This window comes from Microbacterium sp. NPDC080220, assembly GCF_040686395.1.
GTDB lineage: Bacteria > Actinomycetota > Actinomycetes > Actinomycetales > Microbacteriaceae > Microbacterium > Microbacterium gawkjiense.
The window spans coordinates 88,267-108,369 of the sequence record NZ_JBFBOP010000009.1 but is presented as its reverse complement, the minus strand read 5'-3'; the positions used below and the strand labels follow the sequence as shown (position 1 = coordinate 108,369).

General features: G+C 69.9%; 18 protein-coding genes and 1 tRNA gene. 10 read left to right on the top strand and 9 right to left on the bottom strand.

All coding sequences use genetic code 11. The features are described from left to right. The first annotated feature begins 1 nt into the window (after position 1). The 3 genes from AB0P29_RS13670 to ispD all read left to right on the top strand — a co-directional run bounded on the left by AB0P29_RS13670 (position 2) and on the right by ispD (position 3,046). Positions 2-484 carry a CarD family transcriptional regulator gene (locus AB0P29_RS13670; RefSeq protein WP_036313590.1) on the top strand — a complete coding sequence of 161 codons (483 nt, stop codon included), beginning with the start codon at positions 2-4 and terminating at the stop codon, positions 482-484. Positions 485-581: 97 nt separating this feature from the next. Continuing rightward, on the top strand, positions 582-1,859 hold the full coding sequence (locus AB0P29_RS13665) for an acyltransferase (protein ID WP_363380569.1): 1,278 nt from the start codon (positions 582-584) through the stop codon (positions 1,857-1,859). Then, positions 1,856-3,046, top strand: coding sequence for a 2-C-methyl-D-erythritol 4-phosphate cytidylyltransferase (ispD, locus tag AB0P29_RS13660; RefSeq protein ID WP_363380566.1), 1,191 nt, complete (start codon positions 1,856-1,858; stop codon positions 3,044-3,046). Before AB0P29_RS13665 ends, ispD begins: the two co-directional genes overlap by 4 nt. A gap of 9 nt (positions 3,047-3,055) precedes the next feature. Here ispD and AB0P29_RS13655 read toward each other — a convergent pair whose 3' ends face one another. Both AB0P29_RS13655 and AB0P29_RS13650 read right to left on the bottom strand, forming a co-directional pair. After that, on the bottom strand, positions 3,056-3,523 hold the full coding sequence (locus tag AB0P29_RS13655) for a GNAT family N-acetyltransferase (RefSeq protein WP_363380563.1): 468 nt from the start codon (positions 3,521-3,523) through the stop codon (positions 3,056-3,058). A 1-nt stretch (position 3,524) separates the two neighbouring features. Next, positions 3,525-4,454, bottom strand: coding sequence for an EamA family transporter (locus tag AB0P29_RS13650; RefSeq protein ID WP_363380560.1), 930 nt, complete (start codon positions 4,452-4,454; stop codon positions 3,525-3,527). Positions 4,455-4,509: 55 nt separating this feature from the next. Between AB0P29_RS13650 and cysS the strand changes: the two genes are divergently transcribed. From cysS to AB0P29_RS13635, 3 genes are read left to right on the top strand one after another with little or no spacing between them, the layout of a single operon-like run. Next, positions 4,510-5,916: a cysteine--tRNA ligase gene (gene cysS, locus AB0P29_RS13645; RefSeq protein ID WP_363380558.1), complete on the top strand. Its 1,407-nt coding sequence runs from the start codon at positions 4,510-4,512 to the stop codon at positions 5,914-5,916. After that, positions 5,909-6,895, top strand: coding sequence for a 23S rRNA (guanosine(2251)-2'-O)-methyltransferase RlmB (gene rlmB, locus AB0P29_RS13640; protein WP_363380555.1), 987 nt, complete (start codon positions 5,909-5,911; stop codon positions 6,893-6,895). Before cysS ends, rlmB begins: the two co-directional genes overlap by 8 nt. Before the next feature lie 60 nt (positions 6,896-6,955). Further along, entirely contained in the window at positions 6,956-7,594 is a 639-nt protein-coding gene (locus tag AB0P29_RS13635; RefSeq protein ID WP_363380552.1) for an NAD(P)H-binding protein, read from the top strand. A 6-nt stretch (positions 7,595-7,600) separates the two neighbouring features. On the opposite strand, the gene AB0P29_RS13630 is transcribed toward AB0P29_RS13635, so the two are convergent. Together AB0P29_RS13630 and ugpC are read right to left on the bottom strand one after the other, a co-directional pair. Beyond that, positions 7,601-8,911 carry a DUF4032 domain-containing protein gene (locus AB0P29_RS13630; RefSeq protein ID WP_363380549.1) on the bottom strand — a complete coding sequence of 437 codons (1,311 nt, stop codon included), beginning with the start codon at positions 8,909-8,911 and terminating at the stop codon, positions 7,601-7,603. A gap of 79 nt (positions 8,912-8,990) precedes the next feature. Beyond that, positions 8,991-10,094, bottom strand: a complete 1,104-nt coding sequence (gene ugpC / locus AB0P29_RS13625) for a sn-glycerol-3-phosphate ABC transporter ATP-binding protein UgpC (protein ID WP_217531414.1) — start codon at positions 10,092-10,094, stop codon at positions 8,991-8,993. A gap of 225 nt (positions 10,095-10,319) precedes the next feature. Between ugpC and AB0P29_RS13620 the strand changes: the two genes are divergently transcribed. Continuing rightward, a complete protein-coding gene (locus AB0P29_RS13620; protein ID WP_217531413.1) occupies positions 10,320-11,291 on the top strand; it encodes a thioredoxin domain-containing protein in 972 nt (323 codons plus the stop codon). Positions 11,292-11,321: 30 nt separating this feature from the next. Continuing rightward, positions 11,322-11,397: transfer RNA gene (locus AB0P29_RS13615), tRNA-Thr, on the top strand. 89 nt (positions 11,398-11,486) lie between these two features. Here AB0P29_RS13615 and AB0P29_RS13610 read toward each other — a convergent pair. The 5 genes from AB0P29_RS13610 to AB0P29_RS13590 form a co-directional block, all read right to left on the bottom strand. Beyond that, positions 11,487-12,590 (bottom strand): acyltransferase, encoded by a 1,104-nt coding sequence (locus tag AB0P29_RS13610; protein WP_253034278.1) that lies wholly within the window; start codon positions 12,588-12,590, stop codon positions 11,487-11,489. Between the two features lie 118 nt (positions 12,591-12,708). After that, positions 12,709-13,989, bottom strand: coding sequence for a hemolysin family protein (locus AB0P29_RS13605; RefSeq protein WP_253034279.1), 1,281 nt, complete (start codon positions 13,987-13,989; stop codon positions 12,709-12,711). 62 nt (positions 13,990-14,051) lie between these two features. Further along, positions 14,052-15,089, bottom strand: coding sequence for a TerC family protein (locus AB0P29_RS13600; protein WP_363380545.1), 1,038 nt, complete (start codon positions 15,087-15,089; stop codon positions 14,052-14,054). A 193-nt stretch (positions 15,090-15,282) separates the two neighbouring features. Then, entirely contained in the window at positions 15,283-16,185 is a 903-nt protein-coding gene (locus AB0P29_RS13595) for a hypothetical protein (RefSeq protein WP_363380542.1), read from the bottom strand. 33 nt (positions 16,186-16,218) lie between these two features. Beyond that, entirely contained in the window at positions 16,219-18,333 is a 2,115-nt protein-coding gene (locus AB0P29_RS13590) for a S9 family peptidase (RefSeq protein WP_363380539.1), read from the bottom strand. A gap of 170 nt (positions 18,334-18,503) precedes the next feature. On the opposite strand from AB0P29_RS13590, the gene AB0P29_RS13585 reads away from it, so the two are divergent. Together AB0P29_RS13585 and AB0P29_RS13580 are read left to right on the top strand one after the other, a co-directional pair. Beyond that, positions 18,504-19,757 carry an inorganic phosphate transporter gene (locus AB0P29_RS13585; RefSeq protein WP_363380537.1) on the top strand — a complete coding sequence of 418 codons (1,254 nt, stop codon included), beginning with the start codon at positions 18,504-18,506 and terminating at the stop codon, positions 19,755-19,757. Next, a complete protein-coding gene (locus tag AB0P29_RS13580) occupies positions 19,754-20,089 on the top strand; it encodes a peptidase (protein ID WP_311859976.1) in 336 nt (111 codons plus the stop codon). The genes AB0P29_RS13585 and AB0P29_RS13580 overlap by 4 nt, the downstream gene beginning before the upstream one ends. The last annotated feature ends 14 nt before the right edge of the window (positions 20,090-20,103 follow it).

Here is a 20,103-nt window from a genome sequence, read left to right as displayed (position 1 = left end):
CATGCTTTTTGAGGTTGGCGAAACCGTCGTCTATCCGCACCATGGCGCTGCGACCATCATCGAGGTCAAGGATCGCGTCATCAAGGGAGAGACGAAGAAATACCTGAAGCTCAACGTCACCCAGGGCGACCTCATCATCGAGGTCCCTGCGGACAACGTCGATCTCGTGGGCGTCCGCGACGTGATCGGCAAGGACGGGCTCGAGAAGGTCTTCGACGTCCTGCGCGCACCCTTCACCGAGGAGCCGACCAACTGGTCGCGTCGCTACAAGGCGAACCTCGAGAAGCTCGCGTCGGGTGACGTCATCAAGGTGAGCGAGGTCGTGCGCGACCTGTGGCGCCGCGACCAGGACCGCGGGCTCTCCGCGGGTGAGAAGCGGATGCTGGCGAAGGCGCGGCAGATCCTCATCTCCGAGATCGCGCTGGCACTGAAGGCCGACGAGGAGAAGGCGTCCAGCGTCCTCGACGAGGTCCTCGCCTCCTGAGACCACGAAAGAACGGCCGGCTGCTCAGCCGGCCGTTCTTCGTTTGCCGCGGGACGGCATGCGTGCGTTCGGGCGATGCGCGCGCCAGGATGAGGCCGTGACCACCCGCGCCGCACCCGCCGCCGTCGACCTCTCGCGGCGGGACCTCACCCTCGACCTCGCCCGGGTCGTCTGCGTCCTGTTCGTCATCGTCGTGCACCTCGTGCAGGTCGGCATCGGACCCGGGCAGGACGGCGGTCTCGTCGCATCCCGCCCCGCCGAACAGCAGCCGTGGTTCGATGCGGCGACGTGGGTCGGCCAGATCATGCCGCTCTTCTTCGTCGTCGGCGGATTCGCCGCGGCCACCGGCTGGCGGTCCTGGACGGCGAAGGGCGGGGATGCCGCCGGCTTCATCCGCACGCGCACGCTCCGTCTCGCGCAGCCCGCCCTGCCCCTCTTCGTCTTCTTCGCGGTCGTCCTCGGCGTCGCCACGGCGGCCGGTCTGCCGGCGCAGCTCGTGTCGGATGCCGCCGTGGGCGCCGGGTCGCCGCTGTGGTTCCTCGCGGCGTATCTCCTCTGTCAGGCGGCGGTCCCGTTCCTCGCGGCCTGCCACGCCCGCCGCCCGGTGGCGACGCTCGTCGTCCTCGCACTGGGGGTCATCGCGGTCGACGTGGTGCGATTCTCGTCGGGTGTCGAAGAGGTCGGCCTGCTGAACCTGCTGTTCGTCTGGCCCCTCGTGCAGCAGTTCGGGTTCTGGTACGCCGACGGATGGTTCGCCCGGCGGCATCCGCTCACCCTCGTCGGCATCGCGACCGCCTGCTATCTGCTCCTGTGGCCGTTGACGACGGTCGGACCGTACTCGACCAGCATGCTCGGCAACCTCAATCCGCCGACGGTGCCGCTCGTGGTTCTCGGGATCGCCCAGGCCTGTCTGCTGCGACTGCTCAAGCCGGCGCTCGCGCGCCTCATGTCGCTCCGTGCGATGCAAGAGGTCGTCTTCGTCCTCGGGTCCCGGCTCATGACGATCTACCTCTGGCACCTGCCGGTGATGCTGGCCCTCACCGGCATCAGCCTGCTCATCCCCGGGGCGGCGCCGACACCGGCGTCCGAGGCCTGGTGGTGGTCGCGGCCGATCCTCTTCGTCGTCGTGCTGGCCGTCCTGCTCGTGCTCTCTCTCGCCATCGCACGGTGGGAGGCCCTCGGCACGCTCGGGTCGACACCGCCCCGGGCGGTCGTTGCCCTCGCCTGGGTGTGCGCGTTCGTCCCGCCGTTCGCGGTGATGGAGTGGTTCCTCGATCTGCCGATCGCGGTCGGGGGTGCGGTGCTGCTGGCCCTCGCTGTGTTCCTCCTTCGGCGCCGCCCGCGCGCACACGCGTCGGTACGCTCGGAGGCATGAGCATCATCCCCGTTCCCCATGTGGCCGTCATCGTCGTCGCCGCGGGGTTGGGCACCCGGCTCGGGGCCGACGCGCCCAAGGCGTTCGTGGGGATCGATGCGCACACGATCCTGCGTCACGCGCTGCGCGGCGTGTTCGCGGCCCCCCAGGCGCAGGTGGTCGTCGTCGCGCCCGCCGACCGCGTCGGCGACGCCACGACGGAGGCCCACGAGGCCGCCGGTGATCGGGGTGACCTGGTCTCGGTCGTCGCCGGCGGGGCGACCCGGCAGGCGTCGGTCGCGGCGGGACTGGCCGCGGTCTGGCCCGACGTCGAGATCGTCCTCGTCCACGACGCCGCCCGCGCGCTCACCCCGCCCGAGGTCTTCGCCCGGGTGATCGACGCGGTCGCCGCGGGGTCGGATGCGGTCATCCCCGTGCTGCCCGTCGTCGACACCCTGAAGCGGATCGACGCCGACACGGTCGTCGAGCCGGTGGACCGGTCGGTCCTCGCCGCGGCGCAGACCCCGCAGGGTTTCCGTCGCGCCGTCCTCGACGACGCGTATCGGGATGCCACGGCCGACCACACCGACGACGCCGCCCTGCTGCAGGCCGCCGGCACGGTCGTGCGCACCGTCCCCGGCGACGAGCGGGCGTTCAAGATCACGACGTCGGCGGACCTCGACCGGGCACGCGGACTCGTCTCGCCGATCCCGCCGGTCGTCCCCGCGGCGCCGGTCGCGATCCCGCGGGTCGGGATCGGTACCGACGTCCACGCCTTCGGCGGCGACGGCACGCTGTGGCTCGCCGGCCTCGAGTGGCCGGGGGAGCCGGGACTCCACGGGCACTCCGACGGGGATGCCGTCGCGCACGCGATCGTCGACGCGGTGCTGGCAGCTGCGGGGCTCGGCGACATCGGCACGCACTTCGGCACGGACCAGCCCGAGTACGCCGGTGCGCATGCCGCGGCGTTCCTCGCCCGCACCCGCGCGCTCGCCGGAGAGGCGGGATGGCGCATCGGCAACGTCAGCGTGCAGGTGCAGGCGAACCGGCCGCGGTTCGCCGCGCGGCGCGCGGAGGCGGAACGGGTGCTGTCCGAGGCGCTCGGCGCCCCCGTCGCGGTCTCGGCGACGACGACGGACGGGCTCGGATTCACCGGTACCGGAGAAGGAGTCGCGGCGTTCGCGGTCGCCATCGTCGTCCCCGCGTGACCCGGCGGCTCAGAGCTCTCGCGTCATGAACGTCGAGGCGGGATCCGGGCGGTAGTCGCCGAACGGCTCACACTCGACGAACCCCTCACTCGCGTACAGCGTGCGCGCGGCGAGGAACGCAGCATCCGACCCCGTCTCCAACCAGATTCGGGTGAGGCCGTCGGCGCGCGCCGCAGCGAGGATGTGACGCAGAATCGCGCGGCCGACGCCGGTGCCGAGATGGGCGTCGGCGACCCGCATCGACTTCAGCTCGCCGTCCGTCGCGCTGAGCCGGGCGAGGGCTCCGATCCCGGCGATCTCGCCGTCCCGCCACGCCGACCAGACGGTGACGGACGGATGCCGCAGCGCGCCGACGTCGAGGGCGTGCACGCTCTCGGTGGGGGACTGCGCGTGCATGCCGGCGAGGTGCTGCCGCACGAGGGCGGTGCTGGCCGGCCCGGTGAGGTCGTCGAGGCGGATGTCGAGGGGAGCGGGCACGTCAGGCCTCCACGGCGAACGGGGCGGGGTCGCGGGGTCGCCGCGACCCCCAGGCCAGGGTCACGAGACCCGCAGCCAGGACGACGAGGCCCGTCACCGCGAGAGCGGAGAGCCCCTCGCCGAGCACCGTCACGCCGAGCACCGTCGCCGTGAGGGGTTCGCCGAGGGTCAGCGTCGCCGCCGTCGCCGCCGTCAACCCCTGGAGGCCCCACGTGAAGAGCACATAGGCGAGGGAGATCGTCGCGAGACCGAGCCAGACCGCCATCGCGAGCCCGGACGGCGTCGCCGCCCAGCTCAGGTCGACGAAGGGGATCGCCGCGGCGCACAGGACGGCCGACCCGACACCCATCGATCCCACGACGGTGAAGGCGTCCCATCCCGCGTCCAGCAGTCGCCGCTGCGCGTTCGCGATGACGGCGAAGCAGGCGCCGGCGCCGACGGCGGCGGCGAGACCCGCGCCGTCGACACCACCCGTGCCCGATCCGCCGCCGAGCCCGAGCAGCACGACACCCACCGCGGCGAGGGCGGTGGCAGCCATCCACAATCCGGAGGGCACCTGGCGCGAGATCGCCCATTCGAGGATGCCGGCGAGCACGGGAGCGGACCCGAGCGCGATCACGGTGCTGACGGCGACGCCGTTGGTCTCGGTGCCGAGGAAGAAGAGCGGCTGGTAGAGGCTGATCGCGACCCCCGTGGCCGCCATGAGCGCGAGCGGGCGCCAGGTGAGCGCGGGGCGCGGCCGGTCGGGCGTCCGCCGGCGGAACCGGGCGGCGAGGAGGAACGCGAGGGCAGCGAGCCCGATGCCGCCGACCACCATCCGCGCGACGCCGACCGAGAGCGTCGAGGCGTCGTCCGGACCGAGGGCGCCTGCGGTTCCCGTCGTCCCGAACAGCAGCGCGGCGGCGAGGACGGCGAGCAGATGCAGCACCATCCTTTTCTATCGTCTCGACGCGGGTGCCTCCGCCACCCGCCGGTAGCATGGACCGGTGACGGTTCGGCTCTACGATTCCCAGGCTCAGGCGCTGCGCGACTTCGCGCCCGCCGACCCCGGAAACGTCACGATGTACGTCTGCGGGCCGACCGTCCAGTCGGGGCCGCACATCGGCCACGTCCGCGCGGCGCTGAGCTTCGACGTCCTCCGTCGGTGGCTCGCCCACCGTTTCGGTCGCGTCACGTTCGTCCGCAACGTCACCGACATCGACGACAAGGTCCTCGCGAACGCGACCGACGACGAGCCCTGGTGGGCGCTGGCGTACCGGATGGAACTCGAGTTCTCGCGCGCGTATGCCGCGGTCGGCATCCTGCCCCCGACGTACGAACCCCGGGCGACGGCATCCATCCCGCAGATGCAGGAACTCATCGAACGCCTCATCGAGGCCGGCCACGCGTACGCCGCTGCAGGTGACGTGTACTTCGACGTGCGGTCCTGGCCGCAGTACGGGGCGCTCACCCGCCAGTCCGTCGACGCGATGGAGTCCGCCGCCGACGCCGATCCGCGCGGCAAGCGCGATCCGCGCGACTTCGCCCTGTGGAAGGGCGCGAAGGAGGGCGAACCGGCGGATGCCGCATGGGCATCGCCCTGGGGATCGGGCCGTCCCGGCTGGCACATCGAGTGCTCGGCGATGAGCCGGCGGTACCTCGGGCCCGAGTTCGACATCCACGGCGGGGGTCTCGACCTGCGCTTCCCGCACCACGAGAACGAACTCGCGCAGTCGACCGCCGCCGGCGATCCGTTCGCGCGGTACTGGGTGCACAACGGCCTCGTCACTGTCGGCGACCAGAAGATGTCGAAGTCGCTCGGCAACTTCCTGCTCGCCGAGGACGTGCTGGCGGAGAACGACCCCGTCGTGGTGCGCTACGCGCTGCTCGCCGCCCACTACCGCTCGAATCTGGATCTCTCCGCCTCGACGTTCGCCGAGGCCGAGGCGGCGCTCGGTCGGATCGACTCGTTCCTGCAGCGCGTCCTCCGCGCGGCGGGTTCCGAGCCGTCGGTCCTGCAGCCAGGGAGCATCCCGGAGGCCTTCGCGGTCGCCATGGACGACGACCTCGGCGTGCCGCAGGCTCTCGCGGTCCTGCACGACACGGTGCGCCGTGGCAACACGGCGGTCGATGCGGGGGACCTGGCGACCGCCATCACGCACCGGGGGAGCGTCGTCGCCATGTTGCAGGTCCTCGGACTTCCCGCAGACGATTCCGCGACAGCGGTCGGTTACGGCGCCGCTGCGGACGCCGCCCTCGACGCCCTCATCACCACCATGATCGACCAGCGTGCGGAGGCCCGCGCGGCGAAAGACTGGGCGGCAGCCGACCGCATCCGCGACGCGATCGCGGCGGCCGGCGTCGTCCTCGAAGACGGTCCCGAAGGGACCCATTGGAGTTTGAACAATGGCTAAGCCAGGCAACCCGTCCGCCGGACGCGGCAAGAAGGGTCCCACGAAGGGATCCGGCGGCAAGAACAAGCGCTCGCTCGAAGGGCGCGGCCCGACCCCCAAGGCCGAGGACCGCGCCTGGCACCCCGCCGGGAAGCGCAAGGCCGCCAAGGAGCGGTTCGTCGCCGCCGGCGGCAAGCCGCAGATCCGCCAGACCACGGGCGGTCGCGCGCCCAAGGCGAAGTCCGGTGACGACACCGAGACCGTGACCGGGCGCAACAGCGTGCTCGAGGCCCTCCGCGCCAAGATCCCCGCGAGCGCGTTCTACATCGCGCAGCGCGTCGAGATGGACGACCGCGTCAAGGAGATGCTCTCGATCGCGACCAACCGCGACATCCCCGTCCTCGAGGTCACCCGTCAGGAGCTGGACCGGATGGCCGGGTTCGACGGTGTGCACCAGGGTGTCGCGCTCAAGGTGCCGCCGTACGAGTACGCCCACCCGCAGGACCTGCTCGAGCAGGTCATCGACCGCGGCCAGCTGCCCCTGTTCGTCGCCCTCGACGGCGTCACCGATCCCCGCAACCTGGGTGCCATCATCCGCTCGACCGCCGCGTTCGGCGGGCAGGCGATCATCCTGCCGCAGCGCCGCTCGGCGGGCGTGAACTCCGCCGCGTGGAAGACGAGCGCGGGAGCGGCCGCCCGCATCCCCGTCTCCATTGCGCCGAACCTCACGACGACGCTCAAGGAGTTCAAGAAGCAGGGCGTCTTCATCCTGGGTCTGGACGGCGGCGGGGACGTCTCCCTGCCCGCGCTCGAGCTCGCCGACCGCCCCGTCGTGATCGTCGTGGGCTCCGAGGGCAAGGGTCTCTCGCGCCTGGTCACCGAGACGTGCGATCAGATCGTGTCGATCCCGATCAACGCGGCGACCGAATCCCTGAACGCCGGCATCGCCGCATCCGTCGCGCTCTACCAGGTCGCCACGCTGCGCGCGGCGTCCGAGTGAGAGCCCAGGCGGAGGAGCGCGCGCCAGACTGACGTCACCGACTGCGAAAGGACGCATCCCATGACCCGTATCGCTGTGATCGGTGGCACCGGCTACGCCGGCGGCCACATCGTCGCCGAGGCCGCCGAGCGCGGCCACACGGTCGTCTCCGTGGCCCGCAAGCTCCCCGCCGAACGCGTCGACGGCGCGACCTACGTCGAGGGCACGCTCCTCGACGCGCCCGCGCTCGTCGCCGAGCTGGAGGGCGTCGAGGTCGTCGTGTTCGCGACGTCACCGCGCGGTGACATGGCCGGCAAGATGCGGGATGCCGTCACCGAGCTGATCCGCGAGCTTCCGCTGTCCGTGCGGGTCGGTGTCGTCGGCGGCGCCGGGGGCAGCCTCGTCGCCCCGGGTGGGCCCCGCGTGATCGACAGCGGCTTCCCCGACGAGATCAAGCCCGAAGCGATGGAGGCCATCGGCATCCTCGAGGACCTGCAGGCCGACACGACCGGCCGCGAATGGTTCTACATCCACCCGGCCGGCGGATTCGGCGCCTGGGCGCCGGGGGAGCGCACCGGCTCGTACCGCGACGGCGGCGACGTGATCGTCACCGACGACGAAGGCGAGTCCTTCATCTCCGGTGCCGACTTCGCGATCGCCGTCCTCGACGAGATCGAGTCGCCGAAGCACCGCAACGAGCGGTTCACCGTCGGGTACTGACCCCGCTCAGACGAGGTCGCGCCAGTCGACCTGCTCCTCGTCGTCCTCGTCGGGGAGGGGCAGATCGGCGGTGACGACCGGAACGGCCATCGTCTCGGTCGGCGGCCCCATCACGGTCGCCTCGTCGCGGCGGTGACGGAGGACGTCGTCGATGTACGACGACAGGACCTCCGCGATCGGGATGGATCTGCCGCGCGCCTGCGACATGTACCAGCGGTGCTCGAGCACCTGGTGGAACACCTCGGCAGGCTCGAGCTTGCTCCGCAGCTCCCACGGGATCGCCTTGACGACCGGCTCGAACACCCGCGTGAGCCACTCGTGCGCGACCATCTCCTCGTCGCTGCCGAGGCGCGAGACTCGGGCGGCGAACTCGTCCATGTCGTTGAGCAGGCGCCGCGCCTGGTTCTCCTCGACGTCGAGCCCCGTCAGGCGGAGCAGACGTCGCTGGTGGTGGCCAGCATCCACCACCTTCGGCTGGATGAGGACCTTCGTGCCGTCGGCGGTCTCGTCGATCGACATCTCGCCGATGTCGAAGCCGAGACCGTTGAGCCGCTGCACACGCTCGGTGATGCGCCAGGTCTCGTTCGCGGCGAAGCTCTCGGTCTCGGTCAGCGCGCTCCACAGGGAGCGGTACGAGGACATGATTCCGTCGGCGATGGCGACGGCATCCACACCGCCCTCGAGGCGGCCACCCGCTTCGAGGTCCATGATCTCGCCGGCGATGTTCGTGCGGGCGACGTCGAGGTCGTGCTCGCGCTGACCCCGCGTGAGGCCGCCCTCGTGCAGTTCGCCCGTCTCGGCATCCACCAGGTACGCGGCGAAGGCCCCGGCATCCCGTCGGAACAGCGTGTTCGACAGCGACACGTCGCCCCAGAAGAAGCCGACGTTGTGCAGGCGCACGAGCAGGGCTGCCAGTGCGTCGACCAGCCGCGTCGCCGTGTCGGGACGCAGCACCTGGGTGAACAGGGCGCGGTAGGGGAGGGAGAAGCGCAGGTGCGCGGTGACGAGCGCGGCCGGGAGCGGCTCGCCCTTGGGCGTCCGCCGCCCGTCGATGACCGCCACCCGACTCACGCAGGGTACGTCGAGCCGGCCGAGCGAGCCGAGCATCTCGTACTCCCGGCGCGCCATCTCGGCGGTCGTCTCCTTCACCGCGATCACCCGCCCCGACAGGCTCGCGAATCGCACGAGGTGGCGGGAGAGGCCTTTGGGGAGCGAGACGATCGCGTCGCTCGGCCACTCGCCGAGCGGGGTCGACCAGGGCAGGGCGAGGAGCCCTGCGTCGACGCTGCTGGCGGTGATGCTCAGGGAATGGACCACGCGGTGACCTCCGGCTGACGCGCCGCGGCGCGGGAGGTCCGGAGACCTTCCCGCGCCGCGGTCCTGCTGATGATGACGATCAGGCCGAGACGACCGGCTTGTCGTTGAGGCGGTCGCCCGACTCGATGTCGAACGCGTGGACGTGGCCCGGCTTGGCGGCCAGCGTGACCGTCTCGCCCGCGTTCGGGTGGTTGCGGCCGTCGACACGGGCGACGACGTCGGTGCGCTTGCCGTCGATGTCGACGTGACCGTACAGGTAGCCGTCGGCGCCGAGCTCCTCGACGAGGTCGACCTGAACCGCGAGGCCGCGACCGTCGGCGGGGCCGACCTCGAGGTCCTCGGGGCGCACACCCACGGTGACCTGGCTGCCGGTGGCGCGGCCGACGGTGTCGCGGTCGAGGGGGACGACCTCGGTGCCGAACTGGATGCCGCCGTCGGCGAGGCTCGCCGGGAACAGGTTCATGGCAGGCGAGCCGATGAAGCCGGCGACGAAGACGTTGTTCGGCTTCTCGTAGAGGTCGCGCGGGGTGCCGACCTGCTGGAGCAGACCGTCCTTGAGGACCGCGATGCGGTCACCCATCGTGAGGGCCTCGGTCTGGTCGTGCGTGACGTAGACCGTGGTGACGCCGAGGCGACGCTGCAGCGACGCGATCTGCGTGCGCGTCTGGACGCGGAGCTTGGCGTCGAGGTTCGACAGCGGCTCGTCCATGAGGAAGACCTGGGGCTGGCGGACGATGGCGCGACCCATGGCGACACGCTGACGCTGACCACCCGAGAGGGCCTTCGGCTTGCGGGTCAGGTACTGCTCGAGGTCGAGGAGCTTGGCGGCCTCGAGGACGCGGGCGGCGCGCTCCTCCTTGCCGACGCCGGCGATCTTGAGCGCGAAGCCCATGTTCTCGGCGACGGTCATGTGCGGGTACAGCGCGTAGTTCTGGAAGACCATCGCGATGTCGCGGTCCTTCGGCGGGACGTCGGTGACGTCGCGGTCGCCGATGCGGATCGAGCCGGAGTTGACCTCCTCGAGACCCGCGAGCATGCGCAGGGAGGTGGACTTACCGCAGCCGGACGGGCCGACGAGGACGAGGAATTCGCCGTCGGCGACCTCGAGGTTGAGCTTGTCGACCGCGGGGCGGGTTCCACCGGGGTACAGACGGGTTGCGTTGTCGAACGTGACGGACGCCATTGTTTCTTCTCCTTCACCGGCAGGTACGTGCCGGACGATCCGTAGTGAAGCGAGCGGGGACGACCCCGCACACCCGCCATCGGGTGCGTCTTCAGTATGGCACGGGAGGGCCGCGAGAGGGGATGCGGTCTCGTCAGCCTTTTTCCAGCGCGTCTGACTAACATCGACCGTGCGCCACCCCCGAGCGCCGGGCCCTACGGCCACCACAGATCTTCCCGAGGTTTCATGTCCACCGATTCCGGCGACACTCCGTCATCCGCGACCGACCGCCGCGAGGCCGTGCGAGAGAAGGCGCAGCGCGTCCACATCCGCCAGTCGCGCGCGCGGATCGCTCGTCGCATCTCGCTCGGCGTCCTGGCGACCGCGGCCGTCGCCGCCGTCGCGACCGTCGTCGTGTGGTCGGTCACGTCGACAATGGGCGGACGCGACCTGACCCCGAGCACCGCATCATCGGACGGCTTCGCGGTCAGCGACGTCACGGGCGTCGCGGCGGACCAGGGCGCGATCGACGAGAGCGCCGTCGAGGCGACCCCGGGGTCGGACAAGGCGGCGACGCCGGCACCGACGGCATCCCCGACCGCTGCTCCCGTCGACATTCGCGTCTACGTCGACTACCTCTCGCCGGGTGCGCGCGAATGGCAGCTCGCCAATGTCGACCAGCTCACCACGTGGGTCGACCAGGGAGCCGCGACGCTCAGCTACCACCCGGTGTCGATGCTCACGGCCAAGTCCAACGGTACGAAGTACTCGCTGCGCGCCGCCGCGGCGGCGGCCTGCGTCGCGACCCACGACGAGAGCGTCTTCTTCGCGTACAACACCGAGCTGCTCACGCGTCAGCCGGCGATGGACACCGACGGATTCTCCGACGTCGAGCTCGCCGACCTGGCGCAGGCCGTCGGCGCGAGCGACCCCGAGAAGCTGCGGTCGTGCATCGAGGACGGCGACTTCATCGAGTGGGCGAAGGATGCCACGGAGCGCGCGATCGCCGGCATCCCCGACACCGACGGCCTGGAGCTCACCGGCACGCCGATGATCCTCGTCAACGGCCAGCCCTACATGGGTGCGCTGTCGGACGCCGCGGAGTTCTCCCAGTTCGTGCTGACGAGCGCGAGCGACGCGTTCTACACCGAGCAGACCCCGACCCCCACGCCGACGGCACCGGCGGAGACGCCGACGCCCACCGCGCCTGCGGAGTGACCGGCGCGGCCCGGATAGACTGGGCCACCTGCCGGCTTGGCGCAATTGGTAGCGCACCGTACTTGTAATACGGGGGTTGCAGGTTCAAGTCCTGTAGCCGGCACCATCGCTGTGCGTCGACCCGTACTTGTCATACGGGGGTTGCAGGTTCACGTCCTGTAGCCGGCACTCCATCTGTGCGTCGACGCGCGCTTGTCATACGGGGGTCGCGGGTCGTTCGCGTCGGACGCGCAGGCGCAGGAACGGACGCTCGACGAACCAGTAGGACGCTTCCGCGACGAGCAAGAGTGCCAGGAGTCCGCCGATCGTCAGCCCCCCGAACCAGGTCTCGTTGTGCCGGGTCAGGAACAGCTGCTGGTAGAGGTAGAGGCTGTAGGAGATCAGCCCGATGTGGACCATCGGGCGCCAGTTCAGGAATCGTCCGAACGGCGAGGCAGGGGCCCGCATCATCCACACGATGACGAGCGCCACCGCGAGAGCATCGCCGACGTAGCCGACCGTGTACATCCACACGCCTTCGAATCTCGACGTGAGCGCCCAGGACAGCGGCAGCCACACCACCACCGCCCACTGCAGGTGACGCGCGAAGATCCACTCGGTGAGGCGCTCGAACCATCGCTCTCCGGCGCCGTACGCCAACAGGCATCCGATCATCAGCGCGTCCGCGCGGGTATGGAACATGTAGGTCACTCCTCCCTCGGGCACGAACGGCAGGAGGTAGGTCCCGATCCGGACGAACGGCGAGATCAGCACGCCGATGACGAGCACCTTCACCGCGACCCGGCGCGGCATGAGGATGACGGCGAGGGGCCAGAGGACGTAGAACTGCTCCTCGACGCTGAGCGACCAGGTGTGCCCCGTCCACCACGAGCCGTCGAGCGGCCAGTAGTCGCGGAGGAACAGGGCGGGGCTGATGATGTCGCGAGGGCCGAGCCCGTCGATCACCCGGGTCGCCGCGAGCACGGACACGACCGCGAGGAACACGAACAGCGCGGGAAGGATGCGGTATGCGCGACGGCGGTAGAACGCCGACAGCGAGATGCGACCGGTCTTCCCGCGCTCGCGCAGCAACAGCGTCGTGATCAGGAACCCCGACAGGACGAAGAACGCCTGCACGCCGAAGTATCCGCCGGGAAGGTTCGCTCGGAGGAACACCACGACGTCGTTCTGGGGAAGCGTGGCCGCGCCGTGCCCCCAGATCACGCAGAGCACCGCGAGCGCTCGGATCCCGTCCAGCGACGGGATGGTGCGGGCGAGCGCCGGATCGGTCGCGCGCGAGACGGTCGACGCACTCGTCATGTCTTCCCCCAAGAAGTCGCGAGCAGCGCAGGTCCCCACCGCGCTCAGCCCGTCTAGGGCATGACGCTACCCGCTCGCACGACGTTTCGCGAGGGTCGAGCGAGCGGGAAGCTTCGGCTCACGCCACGGGCGTCTCGGCCTCACGAGGCGTGACGCGGACCTCCGCGATGCGCCGGCGGTCCATGGCGGTCACCTGGATCGTCGCGCCGTCGACGTCAATCGTGTCGCCCACGACCGCGAGGCGACCGAGCCGCTCGGTCACGAATCCGGCGACCGTGTCCGAGGCGCCGCGGGGGAGCGTGATCCCCGTCGCCTCGGAGAAGTCCTGCAGGTTGAGGCGCCCGTCGATGATCTCGCGATCACCCACGGGGGCGACGGCGTCGTCGTACTCGTCGAAGATCTCACCGACGACCTCCTCCACGAGGTCCTCGAGGGTCACGATGCCGTCCGTACCGCCGTACTCGTCGACGACGACAGCGATCTGGTGCCCCTCCGCCCGCATCTTCGTCAGCGTCGGGAGGACGCGCGCCGTCGACGGGAAGTAGGGGATCGGCCGGACGATGCTGGACAGGGGGGCCGCCGCATCCGCAGCCGCCTCGAACAGATCCCGGACGTGCACGAAGCCGACGATGTCGTCGATGGACGTGTCGGCCACGGGGTACCGCGAGAACGGCAGTTCGTGCACGGCGGAGATGGCCTCGCCGATCGTCGCGCTGTCGTCGAGGGAGGTGACGTCGGGACGCGGTCGCATGACTTCGCTCAGCTGTCGCTCCCGCAGCGAGAGGACGTCCTCCAGGATGCGGCGCTCGTCCTCGGGCAGACCCTCGTGGCTCGCGACGATGTCGCGGACCTCCTCATCCGTCATCTCCTCACCCGTCTTGTGCGGGTCTCCGCCGAGGAGGCGCACGAGGGCGTTCGTCGATACCGACAGCAGCCAGATGACCGGCCTCATCACCTTGGCGAACCCGTCGAGGACGGGCGCGACGACGTAGGCGAACTGGGCGTTCCGCTGGATGGCGAGACGCTTCGGCACGAGCTCGCCGAGCACGAGCGACAGGTAAGCGATGAGCAGCGTGAGGATCAGCGTCGCGATCGTCAGAGCCAAGCCCGGGTCTGCGCCCCACGACTCGATGAGCGGCGCCACCGACGGGGCGATCGAGGTCGCGCCGTACGCGGCGGACGCGAAGCCTGCCACCGTGACGCCGATCTGCACCGCCGAGAGGAACGTGTTGGGGTTGCGGGCGAGGCCCGCCACCTTCTGCCCACGTTTGCCGCGCGCGGCGATCGCGTTGATCTGGCTCTCCCGCAGGGTCACCAGCGCCATCTCGGTCGCCGCGAATACCCCGCCCACCAGGACGAACACCACGACGAGGGCGATGTTGAGGGCCAGATCGTTCATCGAGTCACCTCGATGCCGTCGGTCTCAGTGGTGGGCGGGATCGTATGATCGCTGTCCATCGGTCAGCGGTGCTCCTTCGTTTCTGCGGGGGAGGGGGTCGAGGTCGGTGCGCCGGCGTCCAGCTCGCGCTCGCGGTCGCGACGGGTCTTGGCGAGGCTCGCCACCGTCGCGACGACGATCGTGGCGGCGATGAACAGGAGCGAGAACCAGATCGGGATCTCGGGAGCCCAGAGCATCGGCTCGCCGCCGTTGATGAACGGCAGCTCGTTGACGTACATGGCGTGCAGGACGAGCTTCACACCGATGAAGGCGAGGATGACGGCCAGGCCCTGTGCGAGGTACACGAGGCGCTCGAGCAGACCGCCGATGAGGAAGTACAGCTGACGCAGACCCATGAGGGCGAACGCGTTGGCCGTGAACACGATGTACGCCTCGTTGGTGAGACCGTAGATCGCGGGGATCGAGTCGACCGCGAAGATGAGGTCGACGAAGCCGATCGCGATGATCACCAGCAGCATCGGGGTGACGAAGCGCTTACCGGCCTTCTTGACCGTGAGCTTGTCGCCGTTGTACTCGTCGCTGACGGGCAGGATGCGGCGGACGAACTGCATGAACTTGCCGTTGGCCGGGTCGGACTCACCGTGTGCGAACGCCTGACGGTAGGCGAGGAACAGCAGCAGCGCGCCGAAGACGTAGAAGATCCACGAGAAGTTCTCGATGAGCGCGGCGCCGGCGGCGATGAACGCGCCCCGCATGATGAGCGCGATGACGATGCCGATCATCAGCACCTTCTGCTGGTACTTCTTCGGCACCGCGAACCCGGTCATGACGATGAGGAAGACGAAGAGGTTGTCGATCGACAGCGCCTTCTCGGTCAGGTACCCGGCGAAGTACTCGCCCGAGTACACCCAGCCCCAGCCCGGGATGAGGCCGATGACGACACCGAAGATCAGCGCGAGACCGATGTAGAACGCGGACCAGCGCGCCGACTCGCCGATCGACGGTTCATGCGGCTTGCGGACGTGCGCGAAGAATTCGTAGACGAAGAAGGCGATCGTGACGGCGATCGTGATGCCCCAGACGAGAGGGGTGATTTCCACAAGAGTCTCCTCAATGGCGTGATGAAAGGACGCCAGAGTCTTCTCCATCCCGAGTGATCGGGACCGGTGGTCCGGGATGCATCTTCACATCCGTAATGACGAACCGACCGTCGTGGAGTACTCCCCCTGGGGCTCAAAATATTACGGGATCGGCGCGGGCAAAACTGACAATTGCCTGACGCGGCCGAGCGTGCTAGCCGCGGGATGGTTCCTTGAGATCGTCGCTCGCGTACGGCGCCGGCGCGGGCGCGTGCGCATAGGGGATGAACCAGCTCGCGAAGTCGAGCGGAGGAGTCGCGGCGGCGGCATCCTGCTTGCTCGACGAATCCTGATCGACGAAGAGGGATTCCGCATCGAGGTCCTGGAACAGCACGGTGTCCAGGTGCTCGCGCCAGCCCTCCGGCAGGTCGCCGGTGAGGCGTTCGGCGCTGCGCGCCGCCTCGTCGAGCACGAGCTTCAGTGCCAGCTCGTGGGCGACGGTGGGAGGGTACACGGGTGAGGCGCTGAGCCGGGAGGTGACCTCGATCGTCGCGGCGAGGAACTTCTGCGCGAACGCTCGGTCGTAGTGCGTCGCGTACTGCGGGGGCAGTTGCGAGATCACGTGCGTCTCTCGCCAGGCGGATCGCGTGTCGGCCGCGTCCGCCAGCTGGCGGACATCGTCGAAAAGGCAGTCGACGACCAGGACGGAGGCGTTCCAGACGAGCCCCTTGATGATCGTCCGCTGGCGCAGCTCGGATGCCGTCGCCTCGGTCGTCGGTCCGCCGAAGAGTTCGTCCAGTGCCCAGTCGATCCCCGCCAGGCGCGCACCCGCCCGGGCGACCCGCGCGGTGTCGGAGGATCCTTCCGGAACCTCGCCCGACGTGCCCTCCCACTCCGAGTCGACGATCGAGGAGTTGGTGGATTCGATGCGCACCAGGTGCTGCGCGCCGTCGGCCACCGACACCTCGATCAGCGACAGCAGCGCGTCCTCGGCATCCATCGACGACTCGGACATCCGTGACGCGTCATCCATGCCGCCGACGAGATCGTCGGGGTGCGCGCAGACGAGGTCGAGATCGATGCGGACCGCCGCGCGGTAGCGGGGAACGGATGCCATGGGGGCATCGTACCCACGGCCCCGCTTACAGTGTCAGTCCGCGTCGGCCAGTCCCAGGACGTCGAGGAGCCAGGCGAGCTCGAACGCGCGCTCGCGCCACGAGTTGTACCGCCCGCTGACACCACCGTGCCCCGCCACCATCTCGCACTTGAGCAGGGCGTCCGCACCGACCTCGCGCAGCCGCGCGACCCACTTCGCCGGCTCGACGTAGAGCACCCGGGTGTCGTTGAGCGAGGTGACGGCGAGGATGCGGGGGTACCGGACGCCCTCCTGCACGTTCTCGTAGGGGGTGTACGACTTCATGTAGGCGTACACGTCGGCGTCGTGCAGCGGGTCGCCCCACTCGTCCCACTCGATCACGGTGAGCGGGAGGGACGGGTCGAGGATCGTCGTCAGCGCGTCGACGAACGGGACGCCGGCGAGGATGCCCGCGAACAAGTCCGGGGCGAGGTTCGCCACGGCGCCCATGAGCAGACCGCCGGCGGAGCCGCCCTCCGCGACCAGGCCGTCGGGGGAGGTGTACCCCTCGGCGACGAGGTGACGGCCGACGGCGACGAAGTCCGTGAAGGTGTTCCGCTTGTGCAGCAGCTTGCCCTCCTCGTACCACCGGCGCCCCATCTCGCCACCGCCGCGGACGTGGGCGATCGCGAAGATCACGCCACGGTCCAGCATCGACAGGCGGGCGACCGAGAATCCGGGCTCGATGGAGTGCTCGTACGAGCCGTAGCCGTAGAGGTGCAGGGGGCGGGGCGCCGCTCCCGGTTCGCCGAACGACCGCTTCCACACGAGAGAAACGGGGACGCGCGTGCCGTCGTCGGCGGTCGCCCAGACCCGTTCCTGACGGTAGTCGGCCGGGTCGTACCCGCCGAGGACCGGCTGGCTCTTGCGCAGCAGGAGCTCGCCCGTCGCCACGACGTAGTCGTACACCGTGCCGGGCGTCACGAACGAGGCGTAACCGAGACGGATGACCGGGGGCGCCCACTCCGACGATCCGCTCGCCCCGGCGGCGTACAGCGGCTCGTCGAAGGCGATCTCGGTGACCTCATCGGTGGCGTAGTCGAGGATCCCGACGCGCGCGAGGCCCTCGCGGCGGTACTCGACGACCGCCCAGTCGCGGTAGGCGGACGCGTCGAGCAACCGCCGACCCGGCTGGTGCGGCAGCACGACGTGCCGCTGCCCGGTGGGGTCGGATGCCGCTACCCGCACCAGCTCGAAGTCCAGCGCGCCGTCGTTGTGGAGGATGTAGAGCACGTCCTCCCCGTCGATCACCGCGTGGGTCAGCGAGTACTCGACGCCCTCGCGGCGAGGCCACACCGATCGGGGCTCCGCCGTGAGGTCGTCGGCCGGGACGAGGAACTCCTCCGAGGTGATGGAGGACCCCACCCCGATGACGAGGAAGCGGTCACTGCGCGTGAAGCCCGCGCCGACCCAGTACCGCTCGTCGGGTTCGGTGAAGATGACGCGGTCGGATGCGGCATCCGTCCCCACTTCGTGCAGCCAGACGGTGTCGGGTCGCCAGGCGTCGTCGACGGTCGTGTAGACGACGTGACGGCCGTCGGGGGAGAAGACCGCGCCGGAGAAGGTGTTCTCGATGACGTCGGCGAGGTCGTCGCCGGTCACCAGGTCGCGGATGCGGAGGGTGTAGCGCTCGTCACCGGCGACGTCGACGGCGTACAGCATCCGGGTGCCGTCGTTCGAGACGTCGAGGCTGCCGAGCGAGAAGAAGTCGTGGCCCTCGGCCTCGACGTTGCCGTCCAGGAGCACCTGCTCGCCGGGGACGTCGGTGTCGGGGGAGAGCACGGGCGGCGTCCAGTCCGCGACGTCCGCGATGGGGGCGCGGCAGTTGATGCCGTACTGCTTGCCCTCGACAGTGCGGCCGTAGTACCACCACTGCCCGCGGCGCGAGGGGACGGAGAGGTCGGTTTCGAGCGTGCGGCCCTTGATCTCCTCGAAGATCCGCTCGCGGAGGCCGGCGAGGTGCGCCGTACGGCTGTCGGTGTAGTCGTTCTCCGCCTCGAGGTGGCCGATGACGGTCTCGTCGTCCTTCGCGCGCAGCCACTCGTAGGGGTCCGAGACGTCGTCTCCGTGGTGCGTGCGGGTGAACGGGCGGCGGTCGGCGACGGGCGGTGTCACGGCTTCGGAGGTCACCCGACCACGCTAACCGACCCTCGCGGGCGCGCGCGGGTTATGCCATGGCGGATCGTGTGCGAGGATTTCCCAGGCCCGATTGAACCCCTGGTGACGTCTGGGTGAACTTTTCGTTCGCAACGCCGATCGCCGCGGCACCCGTTCCCCCGATTCCCGACGGAAAGCGAACTGTGGAGACCGCAGCACTCATCGTCGTCCTGGTCATCGCACTGGCACTCTTCTTCGACTTCACCAACGGCTTCCACGACACGGCGAATGCGATGGCGACACCCATCGCGACGGGCGCACTCAAGCCCAAGGTCGCGGTGCTCCTGGCTGCCATCCTCAACCTCGTCGGCGCATTCCTGTCGACCGAGGTCGCCAAGACGATCTCGGGCGGCATGATCCGCGAGGATCAGCTCTCGCCCTCGATCTTCCCCGCGATCATCTTCGCCGGGCTGATCGGCGCCATCACATGGAACATGCTCACCTGGCTGCTCGGCCTTCCCTCGAGCTCCTCGCACGCACTCTTTGGCGGCCTCATCGGGGCGACGATCGTCGGCGCGTCCGTCAGCGCGATCAACGTCGGTGTCGTCCTGTCGAAGGTCGTCCTCCCCGCCCTCATCGCCCCCCTCACGGCCGGCATCATCGCCTTCGCCGCCACGAAGATCGCCTACGCCGTCACCCGCCGCTACGACAACAAGCCGGACGGCCGCGACGGCTTCCGCTGGGGTCAGATCTTCACGTCGTCGCTCGTCGCCCTCGCGCACGGCACCAACGACGCGCAGAAGACGATGGGCGTCATCACCCTCGCCCTCATCACGGTCGGCTGGCAGACGCAGTCCGAGCCCGAGCTCTGGGTCATCTTCGCGTGCGCGTTCACGATCGCTCTCGGCACGTACATGGGCGGGTGGCGCATCATCCGCACGCTCGGCAAGGGCCTCACCGACGTCAAGCCCGCGCAGGGCTTCTCGGCGGAGGCATCCACCGCGTCGACGATCCTCGCCTCGAGCGCGCTCGGCTTCGCCCTGTCGACGACGCAGGTCGCCTCGGGATCCGTCATCGGGTCGGGCCTCGGTCGTCGCGGGTCCAGCGTGCGCTGGCGCACCGTCGGGCGCATCACGGTCGGGTGGGTCCTCACTCTCCCGGCCGCCGGCATCGTCGGCGCACTGGCCGCCCTCCTCATCGTCGGGCTCGAGAACCTCTTCGGCGAGGGACCGGGTGAGCTGATCGGCGTCATCATCGGCGCCGTCGTGGCCGTCGCCGTCGTGCTCGCGATCTTCCTGCGGTCCCGGCGCAACGAGGTCACCGCGGCGAACGCGATGAGCAGCGAGGTGGCCGACTCGGGTGCCGCCGTCGATCTCACGGAGGAACCGCCCCCCACACGCCGTCAGCAGCGCGTCGCGCAGTCCGCCGCCGCATCCGACGAGGAGGCAACCCGATGAGCGTCGACGTCAACTGGCTCGCCTTCGTGCAGGTCTTCGTCGCGGCGCTCCTCGCCGCCGCGACCGTGGTCGCCTTCTACGCGATCGGTCTGCGTCTGCTCGTTCGGGCGGGACGGGTGCCCGTCGTCATCCCGGCCACCTTCACCGACGCGCTGACCGTGATGACGCCCAAAGAGCAGAAGCGGGCCGCCAAGGCCGCCAAGAAGGCCGCCAAGAAGAACCCGCTGAGCCCGGCCCAGAAGCGCATCGCCCTCGTCGGGGCGTACGCCGCGTTCGCGGTCTGCGGCCTGGTCGTGCTGGGCGGGCTCCTGCTCATCCTGTTCAACCACTGATCGCCGCGCGTCCG

Coding starts and splice junctions, on each gene's coding strand:
- AB0P29_RS13620 (WP_217531413.1), top strand. CDS start 10,320: ATGTCCACCGATTCCGGCGACACTCCGTCATCCGCGACCGACCGCCGC.
- rlmB (WP_363380555.1), top strand. CDS start 5,909: ATGGCTAAGCCAGGCAACCCGTCCGCCGGACGCGGCAAGAAGGGTCCC.
- AB0P29_RS13610 (WP_253034278.1), bottom strand. CDS start 12,590: ATGACGAGTGCGTCGACCGTCTCGCGCGCGACCGATCCGGCGCTCGCC.
- ispD (WP_363380566.1), top strand. CDS start 1,856: ATGAGCATCATCCCCGTTCCCCATGTGGCCGTCATCGTCGTCGCCGCG.
- AB0P29_RS13635 (WP_363380552.1), top strand. CDS start 6,956: ATGACCCGTATCGCTGTGATCGGTGGCACCGGCTACGCCGGCGGCCAC.
- AB0P29_RS13670 (WP_036313590.1), top strand. CDS start 2: ATGCTTTTTGAGGTTGGCGAAACCGTCGTCTATCCGCACCATGGCGCT.
- AB0P29_RS13650 (WP_363380560.1), bottom strand. CDS start 4,454: ATGGTGCTGCATCTGCTCGCCGTCCTCGCCGCCGCGCTGCTGTTCGGG.
- ugpC (WP_217531414.1), bottom strand. CDS start 10,094: ATGGCGTCCGTCACGTTCGACAACGCAACCCGTCTGTACCCCGGTGGA.
- AB0P29_RS13580 (WP_311859976.1), top strand. CDS start 19,754: ATGAGCGTCGACGTCAACTGGCTCGCCTTCGTGCAGGTCTTCGTCGCG.
- AB0P29_RS13605 (WP_253034279.1), bottom strand. CDS start 13,989: ATGAACGATCTGGCCCTCAACATCGCCCTCGTCGTGGTGTTCGTCCTG.
- AB0P29_RS13595 (WP_363380542.1), bottom strand. CDS start 16,185: ATGGCATCCGTTCCCCGCTACCGCGCGGCGGTCCGCATCGATCTCGAC.